The 18,522-nt window shown below is 69.0% G+C and carries 23 protein-coding genes; 13 read left to right on the top strand and 10 right to left on the bottom strand.

The window, feature by feature from the left end; translation table 11 throughout:
• Window positions 1-58: 58 nt before the first annotated feature.
• Together ACRSBM_RS31255 and ACRSBM_RS31250 are read right to left on the bottom strand one after the other, a co-directional pair.
• A complete protein-coding gene (locus ACRSBM_RS31255) occupies window positions 59-694 on the bottom strand; it encodes a response regulator (RefSeq protein ID WP_434448833.1) in 636 nt (211 codons plus the stop codon).
• Window positions 691-1,905: a sensor histidine kinase gene (locus ACRSBM_RS31250; RefSeq protein ID WP_434448831.1), complete on the bottom strand. Its 1,215-nt coding sequence runs from the start codon at window positions 1,903-1,905 to the stop codon at window positions 691-693. Before ACRSBM_RS31250 ends, ACRSBM_RS31255 begins: the two co-directional genes overlap by 4 nt.
• A gap of 162 nt (window positions 1,906-2,067) precedes the next feature.
• On the opposite strand from ACRSBM_RS31250, the gene ACRSBM_RS31245 reads away from it, so the two are divergent.
• The 3 genes from ACRSBM_RS31245 to ACRSBM_RS31235 are packed head-to-tail and all read left to right on the top strand — an operon-like array spanning window position 2,068 to window position 4,488.
• Window positions 2,068-3,147: an ABC transporter permease gene (locus ACRSBM_RS31245; RefSeq protein ID WP_434448829.1), complete on the top strand. Its 1,080-nt coding sequence runs from the start codon at window positions 2,068-2,070 to the stop codon at window positions 3,145-3,147.
• Window positions 3,144-3,839, top strand: coding sequence for an ABC transporter ATP-binding protein (locus tag ACRSBM_RS31240; protein ID WP_434448827.1), 696 nt, complete (start codon window positions 3,144-3,146; stop codon window positions 3,837-3,839). Before ACRSBM_RS31245 ends, ACRSBM_RS31240 begins: the two co-directional genes overlap by 4 nt.
• A gap of 37 nt (window positions 3,840-3,876) precedes the next feature.
• Window positions 3,877-4,488: a class I SAM-dependent methyltransferase gene (locus ACRSBM_RS31235; RefSeq protein WP_434448825.1), complete on the top strand. Its 612-nt coding sequence runs from the start codon at window positions 3,877-3,879 to the stop codon at window positions 4,486-4,488.
• Window positions 4,489-4,519: 31 nt separating this feature from the next.
• Here the strand turns inward: ACRSBM_RS31235 and ACRSBM_RS31230 are convergent, their stop codons facing one another.
• From ACRSBM_RS31230 to ACRSBM_RS31215, 4 genes are all read right to left on the bottom strand, one after another.
• On the bottom strand, window positions 4,520-4,864 hold the full coding sequence (locus ACRSBM_RS31230; protein ID WP_030474387.1) for a helix-turn-helix domain-containing protein: 345 nt from the start codon (window positions 4,862-4,864) through the stop codon (window positions 4,520-4,522).
• A 3-nt stretch (window positions 4,865-4,867) separates the two neighbouring features.
• The gene (locus ACRSBM_RS31225; RefSeq protein ID WP_434448823.1) at window positions 4,868-5,230 is read right to left on the bottom strand and encodes a type II toxin-antitoxin system RelE/ParE family toxin; all 363 of its coding nucleotides are present in this window, start codon (window positions 5,228-5,230) and stop codon (window positions 4,868-4,870) included.
• A 100-nt stretch (window positions 5,231-5,330) separates the two neighbouring features.
• Window positions 5,331-5,558, bottom strand: coding sequence for a hypothetical protein (locus ACRSBM_RS31220; protein WP_434448821.1), 228 nt, complete (start codon window positions 5,556-5,558; stop codon window positions 5,331-5,333).
• A 74-nt stretch (window positions 5,559-5,632) separates the two neighbouring features.
• Window positions 5,633-6,064, bottom strand: a complete 432-nt coding sequence (locus ACRSBM_RS31215; protein ID WP_434448819.1) for an HD domain-containing protein — start codon at window positions 6,062-6,064, stop codon at window positions 5,633-5,635.
• A gap of 99 nt (window positions 6,065-6,163) precedes the next feature.
• On the opposite strand from ACRSBM_RS31215, the gene ACRSBM_RS31210 reads away from it, so the two are divergent.
• From ACRSBM_RS31210 to ACRSBM_RS31195, 4 genes are all read left to right on the top strand, one after another.
• A complete protein-coding gene (locus ACRSBM_RS31210) occupies window positions 6,164-7,636 on the top strand; it encodes a chitinase (RefSeq protein ID WP_434448817.1) in 1,473 nt (490 codons plus the stop codon).
• A 132-nt stretch (window positions 7,637-7,768) separates the two neighbouring features.
• Window positions 7,769-8,815 carry a nitronate monooxygenase gene (locus ACRSBM_RS31205; RefSeq protein ID WP_434448815.1) on the top strand — a complete coding sequence of 349 codons (1,047 nt, stop codon included), beginning with the start codon at window positions 7,769-7,771 and terminating at the stop codon, window positions 8,813-8,815.
• 10 nt (window positions 8,816-8,825) lie between these two features.
• Window positions 8,826-10,349 carry a DUF885 domain-containing protein gene (locus tag ACRSBM_RS31200; RefSeq protein ID WP_434448813.1) on the top strand — a complete coding sequence of 508 codons (1,524 nt, stop codon included), beginning with the start codon at window positions 8,826-8,828 and terminating at the stop codon, window positions 10,347-10,349.
• Complete coding sequence (locus tag ACRSBM_RS31195) at window positions 10,350-11,879, top strand: DUF885 domain-containing protein (RefSeq protein WP_434448811.1); 1,530 nt, start codon at window positions 10,350-10,352, stop codon at window positions 11,877-11,879.
• Here ACRSBM_RS31195 and ACRSBM_RS31190 read toward each other — a convergent pair.
• Window positions 11,854-13,272 (bottom strand): amino acid permease, encoded by a 1,419-nt coding sequence (locus ACRSBM_RS31190; RefSeq protein ID WP_434448809.1) that lies wholly within the window; start codon window positions 13,270-13,272, stop codon window positions 11,854-11,856. The two genes, ACRSBM_RS31195 and ACRSBM_RS31190, sit on opposite strands and share 26 nt — an antisense overlap.
• A gap of 110 nt (window positions 13,273-13,382) precedes the next feature.
• Entirely contained in the window at window positions 13,383-14,351 is a 969-nt protein-coding gene (locus ACRSBM_RS31185; RefSeq protein WP_434448807.1) for a quinone oxidoreductase family protein, read from the bottom strand.
• Window positions 14,352-14,421: 70 nt separating this feature from the next.
• Here ACRSBM_RS31185 and ACRSBM_RS31180 point away from each other — a divergent pair, with 70 nt between their 5' ends.
• From ACRSBM_RS31180 to ACRSBM_RS31165, 4 genes are all read left to right on the top strand, one after another.
• The gene (locus ACRSBM_RS31180; RefSeq protein ID WP_434448805.1) at window positions 14,422-14,628 is read left to right on the top strand and encodes a hypothetical protein; all 207 of its coding nucleotides are present in this window, start codon (window positions 14,422-14,424) and stop codon (window positions 14,626-14,628) included.
• Window positions 14,625-15,065: a ribonuclease domain-containing protein gene (locus tag ACRSBM_RS31175; RefSeq protein WP_434448803.1), complete on the top strand. Its 441-nt coding sequence runs from the start codon at window positions 14,625-14,627 to the stop codon at window positions 15,063-15,065. Before ACRSBM_RS31180 ends, ACRSBM_RS31175 begins: the two co-directional genes overlap by 4 nt.
• Window positions 15,062-15,325 (top strand): barstar family protein, encoded by a 264-nt coding sequence (locus ACRSBM_RS31170; RefSeq protein WP_434448802.1) that lies wholly within the window; start codon window positions 15,062-15,064, stop codon window positions 15,323-15,325. The genes ACRSBM_RS31175 and ACRSBM_RS31170 overlap by 4 nt, the downstream gene beginning before the upstream one ends.
• Window positions 15,326-15,440: 115 nt before the next feature.
• On the top strand, window positions 15,441-15,785 hold the full coding sequence (locus tag ACRSBM_RS31165; RefSeq protein ID WP_434448800.1) for a hypothetical protein: 345 nt from the start codon (window positions 15,441-15,443) through the stop codon (window positions 15,783-15,785).
• Here the strand turns inward: ACRSBM_RS31165 and ACRSBM_RS31160 are convergent.
• On the bottom strand, window positions 15,782-16,558 hold the full coding sequence (locus ACRSBM_RS31160) for an enoyl-CoA hydratase-related protein (RefSeq protein ID WP_434448798.1): 777 nt from the start codon (window positions 16,556-16,558) through the stop codon (window positions 15,782-15,784). The two genes, ACRSBM_RS31165 and ACRSBM_RS31160, sit on opposite strands and share 4 nt — an antisense overlap.
• 62 nt (window positions 16,559-16,620) lie before the next feature.
• On the opposite strand from ACRSBM_RS31160, the gene ACRSBM_RS31155 reads away from it, so the two are divergent.
• Together ACRSBM_RS31155 and ACRSBM_RS31150 are read left to right on the top strand one after the other, a co-directional pair.
• Window positions 16,621-17,238, top strand: coding sequence for a DJ-1/PfpI family protein (locus ACRSBM_RS31155; RefSeq protein WP_434448796.1), 618 nt, complete (start codon window positions 16,621-16,623; stop codon window positions 17,236-17,238).
• On the top strand, window positions 17,225-17,659 hold the full coding sequence (locus tag ACRSBM_RS31150) for a MarR family winged helix-turn-helix transcriptional regulator (protein WP_434448794.1): 435 nt from the start codon (window positions 17,225-17,227) through the stop codon (window positions 17,657-17,659). The genes ACRSBM_RS31155 and ACRSBM_RS31150 overlap by 14 nt, the downstream gene beginning before the upstream one ends.
• Before the next feature lie 25 nt (window positions 17,660-17,684).
• Here ACRSBM_RS31150 and ACRSBM_RS31145 read toward each other — a convergent pair whose 3' ends face one another.
• A complete protein-coding gene (locus tag ACRSBM_RS31145; protein ID WP_434448792.1) occupies window positions 17,685-18,296 on the bottom strand; it encodes a cyclase in 612 nt (203 codons plus the stop codon).
• Window positions 18,297-18,522: the final 226 nt, after the last annotated feature.

Here is an 18,522-nt window from a genome sequence, read left to right as displayed (position 1 = left end):
CTGACGGCCGCGTTCCCCCGGACCTGGGGGAGCGCGGCCGTTTGTCGTTCCTGCCTGGTCACCGGCGGATGAGTCCGAGGTCGGTGGCGGTGGCGACGGCGGCGGTACGGGAGTCGACGCCGAGCTTGGTGTAGATCCGTGCCAGGTGCGATTTGACGGTGCCCTCGGTGAGGTGGAGCCGGTGCGCGATGGCCCGGTTGGACAGGCCGCCGGCGACGAGGACGAGGACCTCGGTTTCGCGGCGGGTCAGAGCGGTGTCGGGCGTGCGCAGCCGGTTCATCAGCCGATCGGCGACGGTGGGGGCCAGGGTGGTGCGTCCGGCGGCGGCGGTGCGCACGGCGGCGGCCAGGTCCTCGGGCGGGGCGTCCTTGAGGAGGTAGCCGGTGGCTCCGGCTTCGATGGCGGGCAGGGTGTCGGCGTCGGTGTCGTAGGTGGTGACGACGAGGACGCGCGGGCCGCCTGGCCGGCTGGTGATCGCGGCGGTGGCCTCGGCGCCGTTCATGCCGGCGCCGAACTGCAGGTCCATCAGCACGACGTCGATGTCTCCCTCGGCGGCGCGGGCGACCGCGTCTTCTGCGGTCGCGGCCTCGGCGACCACTACCAGGCCGGGTTCGGTCTCCAGCACGGCGCGGAGGCCGGCGCGGACCACGGGGTGGTCGTCGGCGAGGAGCAGGCGGATGGGTGCGTCGGTCACGAATGGCCCTCGGTCTCGCCGGGTGGGTTGAGGGGGAGTCGAGCCGCCAGCGCGGTGCCGTGGCCGAGGGCGGACTCGATGGTGAGCGTGCCGCCGAGCGCGTGCGTGCGGCTGCGCATGGCCGCCAGTCCGAAGCCACCGTTCTCCGCGTCGGGGCTGGGCAGCCGGTCCGGGTCGAAACCGGTGCCGTCGTCGACGACATCCAGCGCGACGTGGTCGCCGAGGTAGCTGAGGGTGGTCTCGACGGTCCTGGCGCGGGCGTGGCGGACGGTGTTGGCGAGGGCGGCCTGGGCGATGCGGAGCAGGGCGACCTCGTGTGCGGTCGGCAGCGGTGCCGGCTCGCCGGTGAGGTGGAAGTGCGCGGTGATCTGGTGGCGGGCGCTGGTGTTGGCGCACAGGCGTTCCAGAGCGCCGGCCAGGGTGGTGTCGTCCAGCGCGGGCGGGCTGAGGGCGGCGACGAAGCGGCGGGCTTCGGCGAGGTTGTCCACCGCGGCCTGGCGTGCCTGCTCCACGTAGCGGGCGGCGTTCACCGCGGTGCCGGGCAGTGCCCGTTCGGCGGCACGCAACAGCAGCTGGATGCTGGAGAACCCCTGGGCGAGGGTGTCGTGGATCTCGCGGGCCAGGCGTTCGCGTTCGGCCAGGACTCCGGCGGTGTGCTGGACCTCGGCCAGGTCGGCGCGGGTGGCGGTGAGCTCGTCGATCAGCCGTCGGCGGTGTTCGCTCTCCCGGTACAGGGCCTGGTAACCCCGGACGACCGCTACCGCGACCGCGGCGCCGAGTGCCGGGCCGAGCGCGATGGCCGGGCTGAGTGAGCCCTGGTGGGCGGCGAAGGCGGTGATCGAGGCGAGCGTGGTCGCGGCCACGGCGGTCAGCCCGGCCCGGCGGGGCAGCAGGTGGAGCTGGAGGAAGTACAGCGGGAAGGCGACCCACACCCCGTCGGGTGTCAGTGCCATCAGCACCAGCCACACCGCGCTCACGGTCGCCAGCCATCCGCCGGCGGCCCGGCGGGACGTGCGGATGCGAGGCAGCAGCGGTCCCGCCGCGTAGGTCAGCGCGCACACCACCGCCACGGCGACGACCAGCCCGGCCTGCTCCCGGCCGTCGGCGACGGCCCGCCCGGCTGCCAGCGCGAGCAGGCCCGTGACCAGCAGATGCAGGCACCAGTCCAGCACCCGGCTGGTCGGCGTCAGGGCGGGGGCGACGGCGTTCACAGTGTGTCCAGCCTACGGAGAGGGGGCTGGGGTCGCCTCTGTCGAAAGGTAGAACCGGCGGGCCGTCTTCCGGCCCGGAAAGTGCCGTCCCAGGGCAGATGCCGTCACTGGGGGCCGGCGGCGACGGTGGAGCCACACACCAGTTCCGTCGGAAAGGACATCGTGTTCGTCGCCTGGAGAGACCTGAAGTTCGCCAAGGGACGGTTCGTCCTGATGGGGACCGTCATCGTGCTGATCACCCTGCTGGTCGGGCTGCTGTCCGGACTGACCGCCGGGCTGGGCCGGCAGAACGTTTCCGCGATCACCGGCCTGCCCGCCGACAGGATCGCCTTCGCCGCTCCCAGCGGTGGTCAGGACCTGTCGTACGCCAACTCGGCCGTCGACGAGACGCAGTGGCGGCGCTGGGCCGCCACCCCTGGCGTCACCAGCGCCGAACCGCTCGGCATCACCACCACCAAGGCGGCCGCCGGTGACCGGAGTGCCGGGGTCTCCGCGTTCGGGGTCCGGCCGGGATCGGCCCTGGCACCGGACGGTGAACTCGGCGAGCACTCCGCGGTGCTGTCCACCACCGCGGCCGAGGACCTGGGAGTACTGCCCGGCGACAGCCTCACGCTGGCCGGGCAGCAGCTGACGGTGGCCGCCGTGGCGGGTGACGCGTTCTTCAGCCACACGCCGGTCGTCTGGACCAGCCTCGAGGTCTGGCGCAAGATCGCGCCGGCCGGTGGCGACAGCCCGGCGGCGACGGTGATCGCGCTGAGCACCACCTCCGCTCTCGACGTCACGGCCACGGACCAGGCGGTGGGTACGAAGACGGTCTCCACGGACGACTCGCTGTCCGCGATCGGCAGCTACACGTCCGAAAACGGCTCCCTGCAACTGATGCGCGGCTTCCTGTTCGCCATCTCCGCGTTGGTCATCGGTGCCTTCTTCACCGTCTGGACCATCCAGCGCAGTGGCGACATCGCCGTTCTCAAAGCCCTGGGGGCCACCACGACCGGCCTGTTGAAGGACGCTCTCGGGCAAGCCGTCGTCCTGCTCGCCGGCGGCACGCTCATCGGCACCGGCCTCGCCGCGGCACTGGGAGCCGTCATCTCCGGCTCGGCCGTGCCGTTCGTCCTGACCCCTGCCACCATGCTCGTCCCCGCCGCCGTGATGATCCTGCTCGGCGCGTCGGGAGCTGCCCTGTCCGTCCGCCGCATCACCTCCGTCGACCCGCTGACCGCATTGGGAGGTGTTCGATGAGCCTGAACCTGACCGGCATCACCCTCACCTACCCCGACGGCGACTCCCGCCTGACGGCTCTCGACCAGGTGACCCTGGACGTCCCCGCGGGGAGCCTGACCGCCGTGGTCGGCCCGTCCGGATCCGGCAAGTCCAGCCTGCTGGCCGTCGCCGCCACCCTCATCACCCCGGACACCGGCACCGTCACCATCGACGGCACCTCCACCACCTGCATGACCCGCGCCGAGCTCACCGACCTGCGCCGCCACAAGATCGGCATCGTCTTCCAGCAGCCCAACCTGCTGCCGTCCCTCACCGCGGCCGAACAGCTCCAGGTCATGGCTCAGCTCGACGGCCGCTCCCCGGTCAAGGCCCGCGACCGGGCCAGGGGACTGCTCGCCGCCGTCGGCCTCACCGCCGAGGCAGGACGGCGCCCCCACCAGCTCTCCGGGGGCCAGCGGCAGCGCGTCAACATCGCCCGCGCCCTGATGAACGACCCCACCGTCCTGCTGGTCGACGAACCCACCAGCGCCCTCGACCACGAACGTGGTGCGGCGATCATCGACCTCGTCACCCGCCTCACCCACCAACAGGCGACCGCCACCGTCCTGGTCACGCACGACCGCGCCCACGTGACCTCGGTCGACCAGATCGCCGAAGTCCAGGACGGACGCCTCCGCCTCCCGCCTGGCGTTGCTAAAACGGCAACGTAGATTGCCAGCACGGCACTGCTGGAGGCATCTTGGGAGCATGACGACCGCACAGGAGTTCTGGGAGACCTTCTACTCGGAGCGGGACCAGGTCTGGTCCGGCAAGCCGAACCCGTTGCTGGTGCGCGAGGCCGAGCGGCTCACGCCCGGCAGCGCGCTCGACATCGGGTGTGCCGAGGGTGGTGACGCCATCTGGCTGGCCAAGAGGGGATGGCGCGTGCTCGGCGTCGACGTGTCGCAGGTCGCGCTGGACCGCGCGCTCAAGCACGCGTACGACGCCGGCGTCGAGATCTCGGTGGAACGGCACGACCTGAAGGTCACGTTCCCCGAGGGACTGTACGACCTGGTCAGTGCGCAGTTCCTGCACTCGCCGGTCGAGGAGGACGGGGAGCGCAACAGCATCCTCAGGAAGGCGTCGCAGGCGGTGGCGCCGGGCGGACACCTGATCATCGGCGGGCACGCGGGCGCGCCGTCGTGGTCCGAGCACCAGGACTACTACTTCCCGACGACCAAGGACGTCCTCGACCACCTCGCGCTCAAGGACAACTGGATCATCATCACCGACGAGGTGGTGGAACGGCCGCTCGTCGGGCCGGACGGTCAGGAAGAGACGCGCAAGGACAACGTGCTGACCGTCAAGAGGCTGTTCTAGCACGGGATCAGGAGGAGAGAGTCACCGCGCTTCAGGCGACCTGGCTGGTCGCGAGGTTCACGTCTTCGCCGTCGATGTCAGCCACGATCTTGAGCGTGCCGCCGAGCGCGGTGATGTACCTCCGCACCGTGTCCACCTCGAGCTGATCCACTTCGCCCTGCTCGAGCTGACTGATCCGTGCCTGGCTGACTCCCATGTGCTCGGCCACGTCGACCTGGGTCAGACCGACCTTCTTGCGCAGTTCGGCGAGCCGGAATCCCAGCACGTACGCCTGCGTCCGGTTGCGCGCAGTGGTTCGGGTGGCTTCGACATCGCGTCCGGCGGCGTGGTCGATGGCTTCCTTGTCCGCCTTCACGTCTTTCCACGAGCGGCCCATGCGTCACCTCTTCTCCGCGATCGCGAGATGCTCGTCGTATCGTTGCTCTGCCAGCGGGATGTTCGAGTTGTACCAGCTGTTCCAGCTGCCTGCTTTGTCGCCCGCCACCAGGAGAACGGCGCATCGTGCCGGATCGAAGACGAACAAGATCCGCACTTCACTCGTTCCCGCTGAGCCCGGCCTGAGCTCTTTCATGTTGTGGTATCGCGATCCTTTGACGCGATCCACGAGCGGTCGCCCCAGTTGCGGGCCTCGCTCCGCCAGAAGGTCGATGGCGCACTCGACCAGGTCCGCGGACATCGGGTCCGTCCGAGCCAAGTCAAGCAGCCAGCCGTCGACCTCTGGATGCAGTTCGATCTCCCACACCTGACAAATATAACGTTAGCCTTGTTTTCCGCTTCTGTCAAGCCCTGGAAACGCGAAGGCCACCCTCGGCAGCGTTGCCGGGGTGGCCCAAGGGGATTCGTCAGGCGGAGCGCAGGAGGCGGTCCATCGCCTGGCGGTTGATGATCGAACGCAGTTCGCCGGTCTCCTCCGCGCTGTGGCGCGACAGGATGGCGTCCAGTTCGAGTCGGTCGCTCTCGGTGGTGTAGCTGGCCAACTGCCGCTCCAGGCTCTGACGCTTCAGTCGAGCGTCACGGCGGGAGGCCAGGCTCGAGCGCAGGGACTTCACGGACAGGTCGTGGCGGGTCATCTGATCCTTCCAATCTTGGTTACGATTCGATAATACACCCTGTTCACGAGGTCTGTACCGATGAAGAAGGCGAGTTAGCTCACGTACTGGTCGAGCAACCTCAGCGCCCGCGCGTACTTGAGCTTCAGGCGGTCCTGCGTGGCCGCGTCCAGGCGGGCCATGCGGGTGGGGGAGAGGTTGTCGCCGATGTCCGCCCGCTTCACCGTGAGTGCCAACGGGTTCGCGGCCACGCGGCGCAGGTAGTCCTCCTGTGGTTCGTCCGGGAGGTGCGACAGGGCCACGACCGCGTCGACCACGACCGCGGGGCAGCCCCGTTCGAGGAGATCGGCGGCCGTCACCGGCGTGTCCTCGATGACGTCGTGCAGGACGGCCGCCATCCGTTCGTGCTCGCCCGTCACGGAGGCCATCACCCGCAACGGATGCCCGATGTACGGCCGGCCCGACTTGTCGACCTGGCCGTCGTGGGCCGCGGTGGCGATCGCGATGGCGTCTTCGAGGATGAACACGCGCATCAAGCTAAACCAGGGCTTGACCCGGCGTAGTGGTCTAGTCCATTTTTAGTCCAACTCACAACATGGTCGCCGCATGATGTGTGGAGGTGGACCATGTCCAAGACCAGACGAGCAGCTATAGCGCTGCTGTCCGCGCTGTTCGCTTGCGCCGGTCTGGTGTTGGTGATCAACGGCAGCGCCGCCGCCGCGAACCTCGCGGCCAACAGCGGCTTCGAGGCCGGCAACCTCAGCGGTTGGACCTGCACCGAGGGCACGAGCGTCAACAACAGCACGAAGCGCACCGGCACGTACGCCCTCCAGGGCGCACCGGTGGGGCAGAGCAACTCGCGGTGCCAGCAAACCGTGACGGTGCAACCGAACACGGCCTACAAGCTGAGTGCGTGGGTGCAGGGCAGCTACGTCTACCTCGGTGTCACCGGCGGCGTGGAGAAGAACACCTGGACGCCGGGTACGAGCGGCTTCTCCCAGCTCACGGTCGACTTCAACAGCGGCAGTGCCGGCAGTGTCACGATCTACCTGCACGGCTGGTACGGCCAGCCCGCGTACTACGCCGACGACGTGAGCCTCGACGGTCCCGGCACGCCGCCGACGACCACGAGCACCACGACGTCGACCACGACCACCACCACCACCACTACGACGACCACCACCACGACCACGACCCCGCCGAACACCGGTCTGCCCAAGCACGTCCTGACGGGCTACTGGCAGAACTTCTACAACGGTGCGCGCGCTCTCCGGCTCTCGGACGTCCCCACCACCTACGACATCGTCGCGGTCTCGTTCGCCGACGCGACGGCGGTGCAGGGACAGGTCGCGTTCAACCTCGACCCCGGTCTGAGCAGCCAGCTCGGCGGCTACACCGACGCGCAGTTCCGTGCCGACGTGAAGACGCTGCAGGGCCGCGGTCAGAAGGTGATCATCTCCGTCGGCGGTGAGAAGGGCACGATCAGCGTCGGCAACTCGACGGCGGCGACGAACTTCGCCAACAGCGTCAAGGGCCTGATCTCCACCTACGGCTTCAACGGCGTCGACATCGACCTGGAGAACGGCGTCAACGCCACCTACATGGAGCAGGCGCTGCGCAGCATCCACGCCGGTGGCGGCACCGTCATCACCATGGCGCCGCAGACGATCGACATGCAGAACGTCAACGCCGAGTACTTCAAGCTGGCGCTGGCCACGAAGGACATCCTGACCATCGTCAACATGCAGTACTACAACTCCGGCACGATGCTCGGCTGCGACCAGCAGGTCCACGCCCAGGGCACGGTCAACTTCCTGACCGCGCTCGCGTGCATCCAGTTGCAGAGCGGCCTGCGCGCCGACCAGGTCGGCCTCGGCCTGCCCGCGTCGCCGTCCGGTGCCGGTGGCGGTTACCAGTCGCCGTCCAACGTCAACAACGCGCTCAGCTGCCTCGCCCGCGGGACGAACTGCGGCACGTTCAAGCCGAGCACGACCTGGCCGTCGATCCGTGGCGCCATGACGTGGTCGATCAACTGGGACGCCTCGAACAACTGGCAGTTCGCGAACACCGTTGCCCCTCATCTGGACTCCCTGCCCTAGATGATGGACCCGTCGGCGTCACGTCCACAGTGGACGCGGCGCCGACGGCGCTCGGAGCGGGTGCCCGTTGGGTCGCCAAGGACACAGCGGCTCCACCAGGCACCTACCGCGTCATCCCACTAAGTTGGGCTCATGTTCCACACGCTCGCCGTGCCCGTCATCGCCGCGCCGATGGCAGGCGGCGCCTCCACTCCCGAGCTGGTCGCCGCGGTGAACGAGGCGGGCGGGTTCGGTTTCCTCGCGGCCGGCTACCTCACGGTGGAGCAGCTCGCGGAGAAGATCACCCGCACCACCGAGCTCACGAGCAAACCGTTCGGGGTCAACCTGTTCGTGCCCGGCCCGCGCCCGACGGCGGACATCTCGTCGTACGTGCGACGGGTCACGTCCTACGCGGAGAAGGTCGGCGCGGTGCCCGGCGAGCCGCGCTGGGACGACGACAACTACGCGGCGAAGCTCGAACTGGTCCTCGCGCTGCGCGTTCCCGTGGTGTCGTTCACCTTCGGCCTGCCCGACGTCGACGACGTGCAGCGGCTCAAGGCGGCCGGATCGACGATCGTCGTGACGGTCACCACGCCGAGCGAGGCGCGGCAGGCGAAGCAGATCGGTGCGGACGTCCTGTGCGTGCAGGGCGCGGACGCCGGCGGTCACCGCGGCACGTTCAGCGACGACGGCATCTCTCCCGGTGGCGGTGAGCTGTATGGCATCCTCGCGGCCATCAGGCTCGTGCAGAGCGCCGTCGACCTGCCGGTGATCGCGACCGGTGGCCTCGTCACCGGCGCCGACGTCGCCGCCGTGCTGGCCGCGGGGGCGGTCGCGGCGCAGCTCGGCACCGCGTTCCTCGGCTGCCCGGAGGCGGGAACCGCTGCGGCACAACGGGAAGCGCTCGCCGAAGGAGGGCGGCGCACGGCGCTCACGCGCGCGTTCAGCGGCCGGCCTGCCCGCGGGCTCGTGAACCGGTTCCTGATCGAGCACACCCCGCACGCCCCTGCCGCGTACCCGAACGTGCACCACCTCACGAAGCCGCTGCGCGCGACCGGTGAGCTGGAGCTGATGTCGTTGTGGGCGGGCACGACGTACTCGCTCGCGACGGCCGCACCGGCGGCGGAGATCGTTCAGCGGCTCGGCGACGAGCTGACGGAAGTGGTCAATTCGCTGGCAGAGCGCTTCCAGCGCGGCTAAGAAGGAGAGCGTGACCTCGCTCTCCGATGAGACGTTCCGCGCGATGATGGACTTCGACCCGCTGTTCGCCACGCTGGTCGGCGTGCCCGGCTGGGACGACCGGCTCGAAGACCTCAGCGTCGACGGCCACCAGGCGTTGCGGGCGAGGCTGGTGGACATCCTCGATCGCGTCGACTCCAGTGACGAGGACCCGGTCGCGCGGGACGTGATCCGCCACCAGGCCACCTCGATCATCACCAGGATCGACGCGCGGCTGGTCGAGCACACCGTGTCGAGAGGGCTGAACGCGCCGGTCTCGTCCCTGCTGAGGTTCACCTCCCAGGTGGACTTCTCGCGGCGGCGGCACCTGGTCCCGCGCTTCCTGCGGCAGGCGGGGCAGCGGCTGACCGACACCGACCGCAGGCCGTTGCGCCGGCATGCGGAGAACGGCGCGGCGCACGTCGAACGGTTCCTCGCCTCCCCGAAGCAGGAGTGGGAGGGCGAACTGGACGTGCGCGGGGAGTTCGCCCGGTACCGCGAGATCCTCCTGAACCTGCCCGGACGTGACGACGCGCAGGCCGGTCTCTGCTGGCTGCCCGGCGGCGAGGAGAACTACCGCAAGCTGGTCCGCGACTACACGACCGCCGCCTACACCCCGGACGAGCTGCACCGGCTCGGGCTCGACCTGATCGCCTCGTTGCGCGAGGAGTACGCGGAGATCGGCTCGCGGGTGTGGGGCACCAGCGACGTGCCGGAGATCTTCCGGCGGTTGCGCACGGAGCTGTTGTGGGCGGACGAGAACGAGATGCTCGCCAGTGCGGTGGAGGCCGTCGCGCGGGCCGAGGCCGAGGCTCCGAACTGGTTCGGGCGGCTGCCGAAAGCGCGCTGCGAGGTCCGGTTCGTGCCCGAGGTCGACCGGGAGAGCGCCGCGTTCGCCTACTACCTCGACGCCGCACTCGACGGGTCCCGTCCGGGCACGTACTTCCTGAACCCGTTGAACGCCACCGAACGCAGCCGCACGGTGTCCGAGGTGACGGCGTTCCACGAAGCCACTCCCGGTCACCACTTCCAGCTGTCGATCGCCGCCGAGACCGAGCTGTCGAACCTGCGCAAGTTCGCGTTCATCGACTCCTACCTCGAAGGCTGGGGCCTCTACACCGAGCGGCTGGCCGACGAGATGGGCCTGTACTCCTCCGACGAGGCACGGCTCGGCATGCTCGGCCTCGACGCGATGCGCGCGGGCCGGCTGGTGGTCGACACGGGCCTGCACGCGCTGGGGTGGTCGCGCCAGCAGGCCGTCGACTACCTGCGCGAGAACACCGTGATGGACGACACGGAGATCAACGGTGAGGTCGACCGGTACATCGAGACGCCGGGACAGGCGCTGGCGTACATGGTGGGGCGGCTGGAGATCCTGCGGCTGCGCGCCGAGGCCAGGGCGGCGATGGGCGATCGGTTCGACATCAGGGCGTTCCACGACCTCGTGCTGGAGAACGGCGTCGTACCGTTGTCCACCCTCGGAAAGCTCGTCACCGCCTGGTCGGGAAGGGTCTGAATGTCGCTCGCCGACGAGATGTTCCAGGCAGCCATGGACTGGTCGCCGTTCATGCCGACGATGTACGGCCTGGAGGGCTGGGACGACAAGCTGCAGGACCTGAGCGTCGAGGGCGAACAGGCGCTGCGGGCGCGGATCGCCGACGTCCTGCGCCGCGCCGGGACCAGCGACGAGGACCCGGTGACGCTCGCCGTCATCAGGCACCAGGGCCGGGCGATCGTCGACCGGATCGACGCCAGGCTGGTCGAGCACACCGTCGCCACCGGGCTGAGCGCGCCGGTGAACGGCTTGCTCATGGTCGCGTCGCAGCTCGACGTGTCGCAGCGGCGCGCCGGGATGGCGCGGTACATCGGGCAGGCGGGGCAACGGATTCGCGACTCCGACCGCAGGCCGTTGCGCAGGCACCTGGAAGCCGGTACCCGGCGCATGGACAGCTTCCTGGCCTCGCCCGCGCAGGAGTGGGAAGGGGAGTACTCCACCGAGATCCGCACGGCCGTCGCCGGGTTCCGCGACGTGCTGGCGTCGGTCGAGGACGGCCGTGGTGACGACAGGCCGGGCATCTGCTGGCTGCCCGACGGTGAGCGGAACTACGCCAACCTGGCCCGCAACTACACGACCACCTCCCGCACCCCGGAGGAGCTGCACCGGCTGGGCGTGGACCTGATCGCCTCGTTGCGCGAGGAGTACGCGGAGATCGGCTCGCGGGTGTGGGGCACCACGGACGTGCCGGAGATCTTCCGCCGGTTGCGCACGGAACTGTTGTGGGACAACGAAGACCAGATGGTCGAGAGCGCTGTCGAAGCCATCGCGCGGGCCGAGGCCGAGGCGCCGAACTGGTTCGGTCGCATGCCGAAGGCCGGCTGCCAGGTGCGTCCGGTCGACGAGGCGGAACGGCGGACGGCGGCGATCGCGTTCTACCAGCCCGCTCCGCTGGACGGCTCCCGTCCCGGCACGTACTGGCTGAACCCGTTGGGCGCCACCGAACGCAGCCGCACGCTGTCCGAGGTGACGGCGTTCCACGAGGCCGTGCCGGGCCATCACTACCAGCTGTCGATCGCTGCCGAGACCGACATGCACCCCATGCGCCGGTTCGCGTTCATCGAGGCGTACCTGGAGGGCTGGGGCCTCTACACCGAGCGGCTCGCCGACGAGATGGGGCTGTACTCGTCCGACGAGCAACGCCTCGGGATGCTCGGACTCGACGCGATGCGCGCCGGGCGGCTGGTGGTCGACACGGGCCTGCACGCGTTCGGGTGGACGCGGCAGCAGGCCGTCGACTACCTGCGCGAGAACACCGTCATGCCGGAACCCGAGATCAACGCCGAGATCGACCGGTACATCGAGTCGCCGGGACAGGCGCTCGCGTACATGGTGGGACGGCTGGAGATCCAGCGCGTACGCGCCGAAGCGGCCGCCCGGCTGGGCGACCGCTTCGACGTCAGGGCGTTCCACGACCTCGTGATCGGGCTCGGACCCGTGCCGTTGTCCGTGCTCGACCAGCAGGTCAGCGCTTGGACTCACGCTCCATGAGCGAGTGGCGCTTCGAGTAGGCGAAGTAGATCACCAGACCGACCAGGAACCAGATACCGAACCGCAGCCAGGTCTCCGGCGTCAGGAACGTGATCAGCCAGAGCGAGAAGATCACGCCGATGATCGGCACCACCGGCATGCCCGGCGTCCGGAACGTGCGCGGCAGGTCGGGCTGCTTGTAGCGCAACACGATCACGGCGATGCAGACCACGACGAACGCCAGCAGGATGCCGATGTTGGTGAGCTCGGCGGCCTCCGCGATCGGCAGGAACCCGGCGATGACCGCGGAGGCGATGCCCAGCACCCACGTGATGCGTGACGGCACGTGCTTCACCGGGTGCGTCTTCGCGAACCACCGCGGCAGCAGGCCATCGCGGCTCATCGAGTAGCCGACGCGGGCCGCGCCCAGCAGGAACGTGAACAACACCGTCGTGATACCGAGGATCGCGCCGACACTGATGATGATGCCGAGCGCGGGCAGGCCGACGTCGGCGAACGCCGTGGCGAACGCGGACTCCGCGTCGACGTCCTTGAAGTTCACCATGCCCGTCAGCACCAGACAGGCCAGCACGTACAGCACCATCGAGATCGCGAGCGAGTAGATGATCGCCTTCGGCATGTGCCGCTGCGAGTCCTTCGACTCCTCGGCCGCCGTGGACATCGCGTCGTAGCCGAACACCGCGAAGAACACCGTCGCCGCACCCGTGAGCGCACCCGTGATGCCGAACGGGAAGAACGGGTTGTAGTTGTCGGTGTCGATGTGGAACACGCCGACGCCGATCACCAGCAGCACCACGGCGACCTTCAGGTACACCAACGTGGTCTCGAACCGTGCCGCGTTCTTCATGCCCATGTTCAGCACGTACGCGATCAGCAGGCACAGCACCACGGCGAACAGGTTCACCTTGTACGTCCCCGCGGCGATGTCACCGGTCTCGGTGCCCGGCGCGCCCAGCATCCACTGCGGCAGCTGGATGTTGAGCAAGCTGAGGAGTTCGGTGAAGTAGCCAGAGATGCCGATGGCGACCACCGCCACGATCGCGGTGTACTCGAGCAGCAGGTCCCAGCCGATGAACCAGCCGACGATCTCGCCCAGCACCGCGTAGCCGTAGGTGTAGGCACTGCCGGCCTTGGGGATCAGGCCCGCGAACTCCGCGTACGAGAACGCCGCCGCCGCGCTCGCGATACCGGCGATGAGGAAGGAGATCAGCACGGCCGGGCCCGCCGTCTTGTTCGCGACGGCGCCCGCGAGGGAGAAGATTCCCGCACCGATGATGCCGCCGATGCCGATCGCGGTGAGCTGCCACAGGCCCAGGGTTCTGGTGAGCCCGTCGCCTCTCTCCTCCGAGATCTGTTCGATGGGCTTGCGCCGGAACACGCCCTGCGTCGTCATGCCGTCAGCTCCCGTGGTTGGTGGGTCCGGGCGAACCTAATCGCGTCAACTGTCACGCGGTTTGTCCGAACCCACCAATCAGGGGACCGATTTTTGGCTCTTCGGGCTGTTTACGGCCTGCTGAACACGATCTTGCCGGCGGTGTCGCCCTCCAGCATCGAACGGAAGCCCTGCTCGGCGTCCTCGAACTTCAGCTCGGCGCCGATCTGCGGCTTGAGGCCGTTGAGCGCGCAGAACCGCAGCAGGTCGCCCAGTTCCTCGCGCGTGCCCATGGTCGAGCCGACGACGCGCAGCTGCAGGAAGAAGAGCCGCTGGAGCTCGGCCGCGGAGGCGTCGCCGGACGTCGCGCCGGAGATCACCACGATGCCGCCGGGCTTGAGTGCCTTCATCGAGTGCGACCAGGTGGCCTTGCCGACGGTCTCGAACACCGCGTCGACCCGTTCCGGCAGCCTGGCGCCGGACTCGAAGGTCTCGTGCGCGCCCAGCGACTGGGCCAGCGCCCGCTTCTCCTCGGACCGGCCCGTGACCCACACGCGGAACCCGGCGGCGCGGCCGAGCTGGATCAGCGCGGTCGACACACCGCCCGACGCACCCTGCACGAGCATCGTCTGGCCGGGGCGCAGGCCGGACTTCACGAACAGCATCCGGTACGCCGTCAGCCACGCCGTGCCCATGCAGGCTGCCTCGGCGAACGTCAGGTCCGCCGGCTTCGGCAGCGCGTTGCGGGCGGGGACGATCACGTGGTCGGCGAACGTGCCCTGGTGCTTCTCGGTGAGCAGCGTGCGCTTCGGGTCCAGGGTCTCCTCGCCGGACCAGTTCGGGTCGCCGATGACGGAGTGCAGCACCACCTCGGTGCCGTCGTCGAGGGTGCCGGCGCCGTCGCAGCCCAGGATCATCGGGAACTGCTCGGGCTTGATGCCGACGCCGCGCAACGTCCACAGGTCGTGCATGTTGAGGCTGGCCGCCCTGACCGCGACGCGCACCCACCCGTCCGGCACCTCGGGGTCGGGGCGCTCGCCGACGCGAAGCGAGGCCAGCGGGTTCTCGGGACTGGGTTCTGCTGCGTAAACGGCGAACATGGTTCGCAACATACCCACCTGGATCGTGGCCAAATGCCGTGACACCCGTCACGAGACTAGGGTGGAGCTGGTGGACTGGCTGGTGCAGTGGTGGGACGGGGTCGAGCTGTGGGTGGTCCAGCTACCCGTCGCCGTGCAGTTTCCCGTCGTGATGATCGTGGTGCTGCCGCTCTGCCTGGGTGTGGCGCGGCTGATCGACCGCGTGGCGGACTGGGGAGCGAAGAACCCGGCGTCGGTCGCTGACGCCGAGCCCGAACCGGAGAAGGTCGCCGCGTGAGTCCTGGTCGCCGCCTGACCGTCGCACTGGTCGGGCTCATCGCACTGGTCGTTGTCGGGTGGTTCGTCAAGGACACCACCTCCTCGGAGACGCCGCCCGCGAGCAACCAGCCGTCCGCGTCCCGGCTGGCCGTGCCCGGCTCGTCGTCGGGCCTGGACGTCGAGGCGTTGTCCTCGCTGCCCGCAGAGGCGGGCGCCACCTGGAAGCTGATCGAGGCCAACGGGCCGTTCCCGTACCCGCGCAACGACGGCGTGACGTTCCAGAACCGCGAGAAGCGGCTGCCCGCCAAGGACTCCGGGTACTACAAGGAGTACACGGTGCCGACGCCGGGCAGTAAGGACCGGGGTGCGCGCCGCATCGTGACCGGTTCGGAAAAGGAAGTCTTCTACACCGGCGACCACTATTCGACGTTCGTCGTCGTGGACGTGACAAAGTGAAGCGGCACATTCTCGTTTCGGAGAAGAAGGCGGCGATCGCGGCCATTGCCGAGGCGCTCGACTTCCCCGGCTGGTTCGGGCAGAACCTGGACGCGCTGTACGACAGCCTGACCGATCTCTCGTGGTTGCCCGAGGGCGAGTACGTGCTGGTCGTGCCCGCGGAGCTGGACTCCTCCGTTGCGGACGTGCTGCGTGACGCTGCGAAACGGACCGCTGAATCAGGTGACCGGAAACTGCGCGTGATTCGCACAGAACGGTGACAGGCGCTGCGGGTTTCCCGTCCGGAGTGGACAGTGCGGTTCCATGGGAACGCAATTCCGTCGCTTGAGCTGTGCGCTCGGTGTCGTAGCAGTAGTCGCAGTGCTTTGTCCGGCCGTGGCGTGGGCCGGTGACCCGGACTGCTCGCAGGAGAAGCCTTTCACGCCGTTCGAGACGATCGACGGCGACAACCCGGTGACGATGCAGAGCGGTCGCGTGATCGAGCTGCGCGCGTCGAACAAGTCGCAGTGCGCGTGGGGCCGCATCTCCTCCGGCACTCCCGGCGAGGAGATCTGGACCGACCGCAAGGACCCCTCGGGCACCGAGCACGAGGGGTTCCTCGGGTACACCAGGATCGACTCGGGCACCGCGAAGTACACCGAGGCGTTCAAGAACGAGGGCAAGGTGATGCGCGCCTGCGGTTCGTCGCAGGGCGTCATCGAGTGCACCGGCTGGTTCTAATCCTCTGTGGGAACCCAGGAGGGCTTGCGCTTCTCCCGGAACGCCGTGATGCCCTCCTGGCCCTCGGGTCCGCCGAAGTGCTGGGCCGACAGCTTCAGCATGTCCGCGAAGACCTCGCCGAGGTTCGTGGACCGCTCCTGCCGCAACATCTCCTTGGTGGCCGCCAGCGCGTTCGGTGCGCCGAGCGCGAGCATGTCCGTGTAGCGGCGGACCTCCGCGTCCACGCCGTCGACCGGCACCGCGGAGTTGAGCAGACCGATCTCGACCGCCCTGGGCGCGTCGAACGTCTCGCCGGTGAGGAACAGCTCGTGCGCCTGGCGGGGCAGCAGGCGGGGCAGCACGGTCACCGAGATGACCGCCGGCACGACACCGATCCGGACCTCGCTGAACGCGAACGTGGCCTCGTTCGCGGCGATGGCGATGTCGCACGCCGCGACGATGCCGACGCCACCCGCGCGGGCCGGGCCCCTGAGTGCGGCGACGACCGGCTTCGGGCTGGTCCAGAGCTGCTCGAGGATCGCGGGGAACTCGTTGACGCCCTGGTCTCCCGCGCTCGCGCCGGCGGCCTCCTTGAGGTCCATGCCGGAACAGAACACGGAGCCCGTGTGGGTCAGCACGACCACGCGCACCTGAGCGTCGTTCGCCGCTGTCGTCAGGTGCTCGCGGAGCTCCCGGCGTAGCTGCGCGGACAGGGCGTTGCGGTTGTGGGGGGAGTCCAGCGTGACCGTCGCGATGCCGCGCTGCACCTCGTAGTGGACCAGCTCGTCTGCCATGTCGCTGACCTTAGCTCCCGGCGTTGTTGACAGGATGCTGTCACTTATGACAGCCTACTGTCATGACAACGCGGACGGTGTATCTCGGCCTCTACGACCAGCTCGCGGACTGGGAGTACGGCCATGTGGCGGCGCAGGTGAGCATGCAGCGGTTCCAGCTGCAGCCCGGCCGCTACGAGATCAGGACGGTCGGCCTGACGACGGACCCGGTCCGCACGATCGGCGGCGTGCGGATGCTGCCGGACATCGCTCTCGAAGACGTCTCGGTGGAGGACGCGGCGATGCTCGTGCTGCCGGGTGGTGACGGATGGGAGAGCGGCGCGCTGGCGGCGTTCGGGAAGCTCGCGCGGCGGTTCCGCGAGGCGGGCAAGCCGGTCGCGGCGATCTGCGGCGCGACGGTCGGGCTCGCTGAGGAAGGCTTGCTGGACGACGTGGCGCACACGTCGAACTTCCTGGAGGGGCTTGGTTCCTACGGCGGTGCCTCGCTGTACCGCGACGAACGCGTGGTGCGCTCCGAAGGCGTGATCACGGCCGGTGGCGCGAGCGCGCTGGAGTTCGCGCGCGAGGTGCTGGCGGAGCTGGAGGCGTACTCGCCGCGCACGTTGCAGGCCTGGTACGAGTTCAACCGCGACGACACGGCCGAGGCGTTCGGGAAGCTGGTGGCGAGTGTCCAGGACTGAGTCGGGTGATGTGCTGACCGACGTCGTGATGAGGACTTTCCGCCTGTATGGGGCGTTCCTCGACGCGGCCGAGGTGATGACGAAGCCGGTCGGGCTGACCGCGGCGTGGTGGCAGGTGCTCGGCGCGGTGCTGCGCGAGCCGTTGTCCGTCTCCGGCATCGCGCGGGAGATGGGGCTGGCGCGGCAGTCCGTGCAGCGGATCGCGGACCTGTTGGTGGACAAAGGTTTGGCGGAGTACCTGCCGAACCCCGCACACCAGCGGGCGAAGCTGGTCCGGCCGACCTCCGAGGGCTACGAGGCGATCGCGCGGCTGCGGGACGCGCAGCACGAGTGGGCGAACCGCGTCAGTGCGCAGGTCTCGCTCGAAGACCTGCGCACGACGCTCGACACCATGACCAAACTGGTCGCTGCTACTTCCTGATGCCCGGCAGGGGGTGGGGCACCAGTCAGCCGATCGTGGTGGTCGTCAGCACCGGGTTGGGGTCCGGATAACCCTTCGCGGCCGCGTCGATCGGGAACCCGAAGACCACGACGACGGCGGTGAAGGTGAGGCCCGGGGCGTCGTAGCTGGTGCCACCCAGCTGCGTGGTGATCGTCCCGGAGCCGCCCGCCGTCAGGTTGATCGTGACGGTCGGCAGCTCGAAGTCCGCGCCGCCCTTGATCGGACCGGGCACGCTCAGCACGACGTCGGTGCCCTGCAAGGCGACCGTCGGCGTGCCGCCCAGCCCGGAGCCGCCGGCCAGCGACGCCGACTGGAACGTCGAGTTGGCGGGCACCGGCAGCTTCAGCGCGAGACCCTTGATCTCACGCACCTGCCGCCCGGCGGCCTCGGACGGGATCGTGTTGGGCGCGGGGTCGATGGTGACGGCGAGTGCCCCGTTCGGCGCGACGCTCGTGGGCGCCGAGGCGTCGACACCCTGGTCGAGCGTGAAGTCCGACGACTGCCCGGCGGCGCTCGCCCGGAGCTTGTAGGTGATGGTCTGCGGATCAGCTGACGCGGTGGTGGCGAACATCAGCATCGGCACCAGTGCGACTGCTGCGATTCCGGCTAGCTTCATGGCCTCTCCCCGATGAGTGGACGAGGGACACTTCCAGCACGCGGCGTAATCACCTGACTACTCATGAGTAGGTTTCACGTCAACAGTTCACACTTCACATCGCCCGAACGGCCCTGCTCATTCGATCTTGCGGCGGCGGCCGGAAGGGGCATTTCGCCACTCGTTCGGGGGTGGCAGCGGTTGGGGTCAAATGTGCTATCATCGCCACCTAGCTTCTGCCGCTAGG

It is taken from the genome of Lentzea xerophila, from assembly GCF_051094245.1.
Classification (GTDB): domain Bacteria; phylum Actinomycetota; class Actinomycetes; order Mycobacteriales; family Pseudonocardiaceae; genus Lentzea; species Lentzea xerophila.
The sequence above is the reverse complement of the archived record's forward strand: the minus strand, read 5'-3'. Positions and strand labels throughout refer to the sequence as shown.

Bases quoted from the DNA above. Each gene is read 5' to 3' on its own strand.
- ACRSBM_RS31210 (WP_434448817.1), top strand. From the start codon at position 6,164: ATGTCCAAGACCAGACGAGCAGCTATAGCGCTGCTGTCCGCGCTGTTC.
- ACRSBM_RS31220 (WP_434448821.1), bottom strand. From the start codon at position 5,558: ATGACCCGCCACGACCTGTCCGTGAAGTCCCTGCGCTCGAGCCTGGCC.
- ACRSBM_RS31190 (WP_434448809.1), bottom strand. From the start codon at position 13,272: ATGACGACGCAGGGCGTGTTCCGGCGCAAGCCCATCGAACAGATCTCG.
- ACRSBM_RS31185 (WP_434448807.1), bottom strand. From the start codon at position 14,351: ATGTTCGCCGTTTACGCAGCAGAACCCAGTCCCGAGAACCCGCTGGCC.
- ACRSBM_RS31230 (WP_030474387.1), bottom strand. From the start codon at position 4,864: ATGGGCCGCTCGTGGAAAGACGTGAAGGCGGACAAGGAAGCCATCGAC.
- ACRSBM_RS31160 (WP_434448798.1), bottom strand. From the start codon at position 16,558: ATGGCAGACGAGCTGGTCCACTACGAGGTGCAGCGCGGCATCGCGACG.
- ACRSBM_RS31195 (WP_434448811.1), top strand. From the start codon at position 10,350: ATGTCGCTCGCCGACGAGATGTTCCAGGCAGCCATGGACTGGTCGCCG.
- ACRSBM_RS31205 (WP_434448815.1), top strand. From the start codon at position 7,769: ATGTTCCACACGCTCGCCGTGCCCGTCATCGCCGCGCCGATGGCAGGC.
- ACRSBM_RS31240 (WP_434448827.1), top strand. From the start codon at position 3,144: ATGAGCCTGAACCTGACCGGCATCACCCTCACCTACCCCGACGGCGAC.
- ACRSBM_RS31235 (WP_434448825.1), top strand. From the start codon at position 3,877: ATGACGACCGCACAGGAGTTCTGGGAGACCTTCTACTCGGAGCGGGAC.
- ACRSBM_RS31155 (WP_434448796.1), top strand. From the start codon at position 16,621: ATGACAACGCGGACGGTGTATCTCGGCCTCTACGACCAGCTCGCGGAC.
- ACRSBM_RS31145 (WP_434448792.1), bottom strand. From the start codon at position 18,296: ATGAAGCTAGCCGGAATCGCAGCAGTCGCACTGGTGCCGATGCTGATG.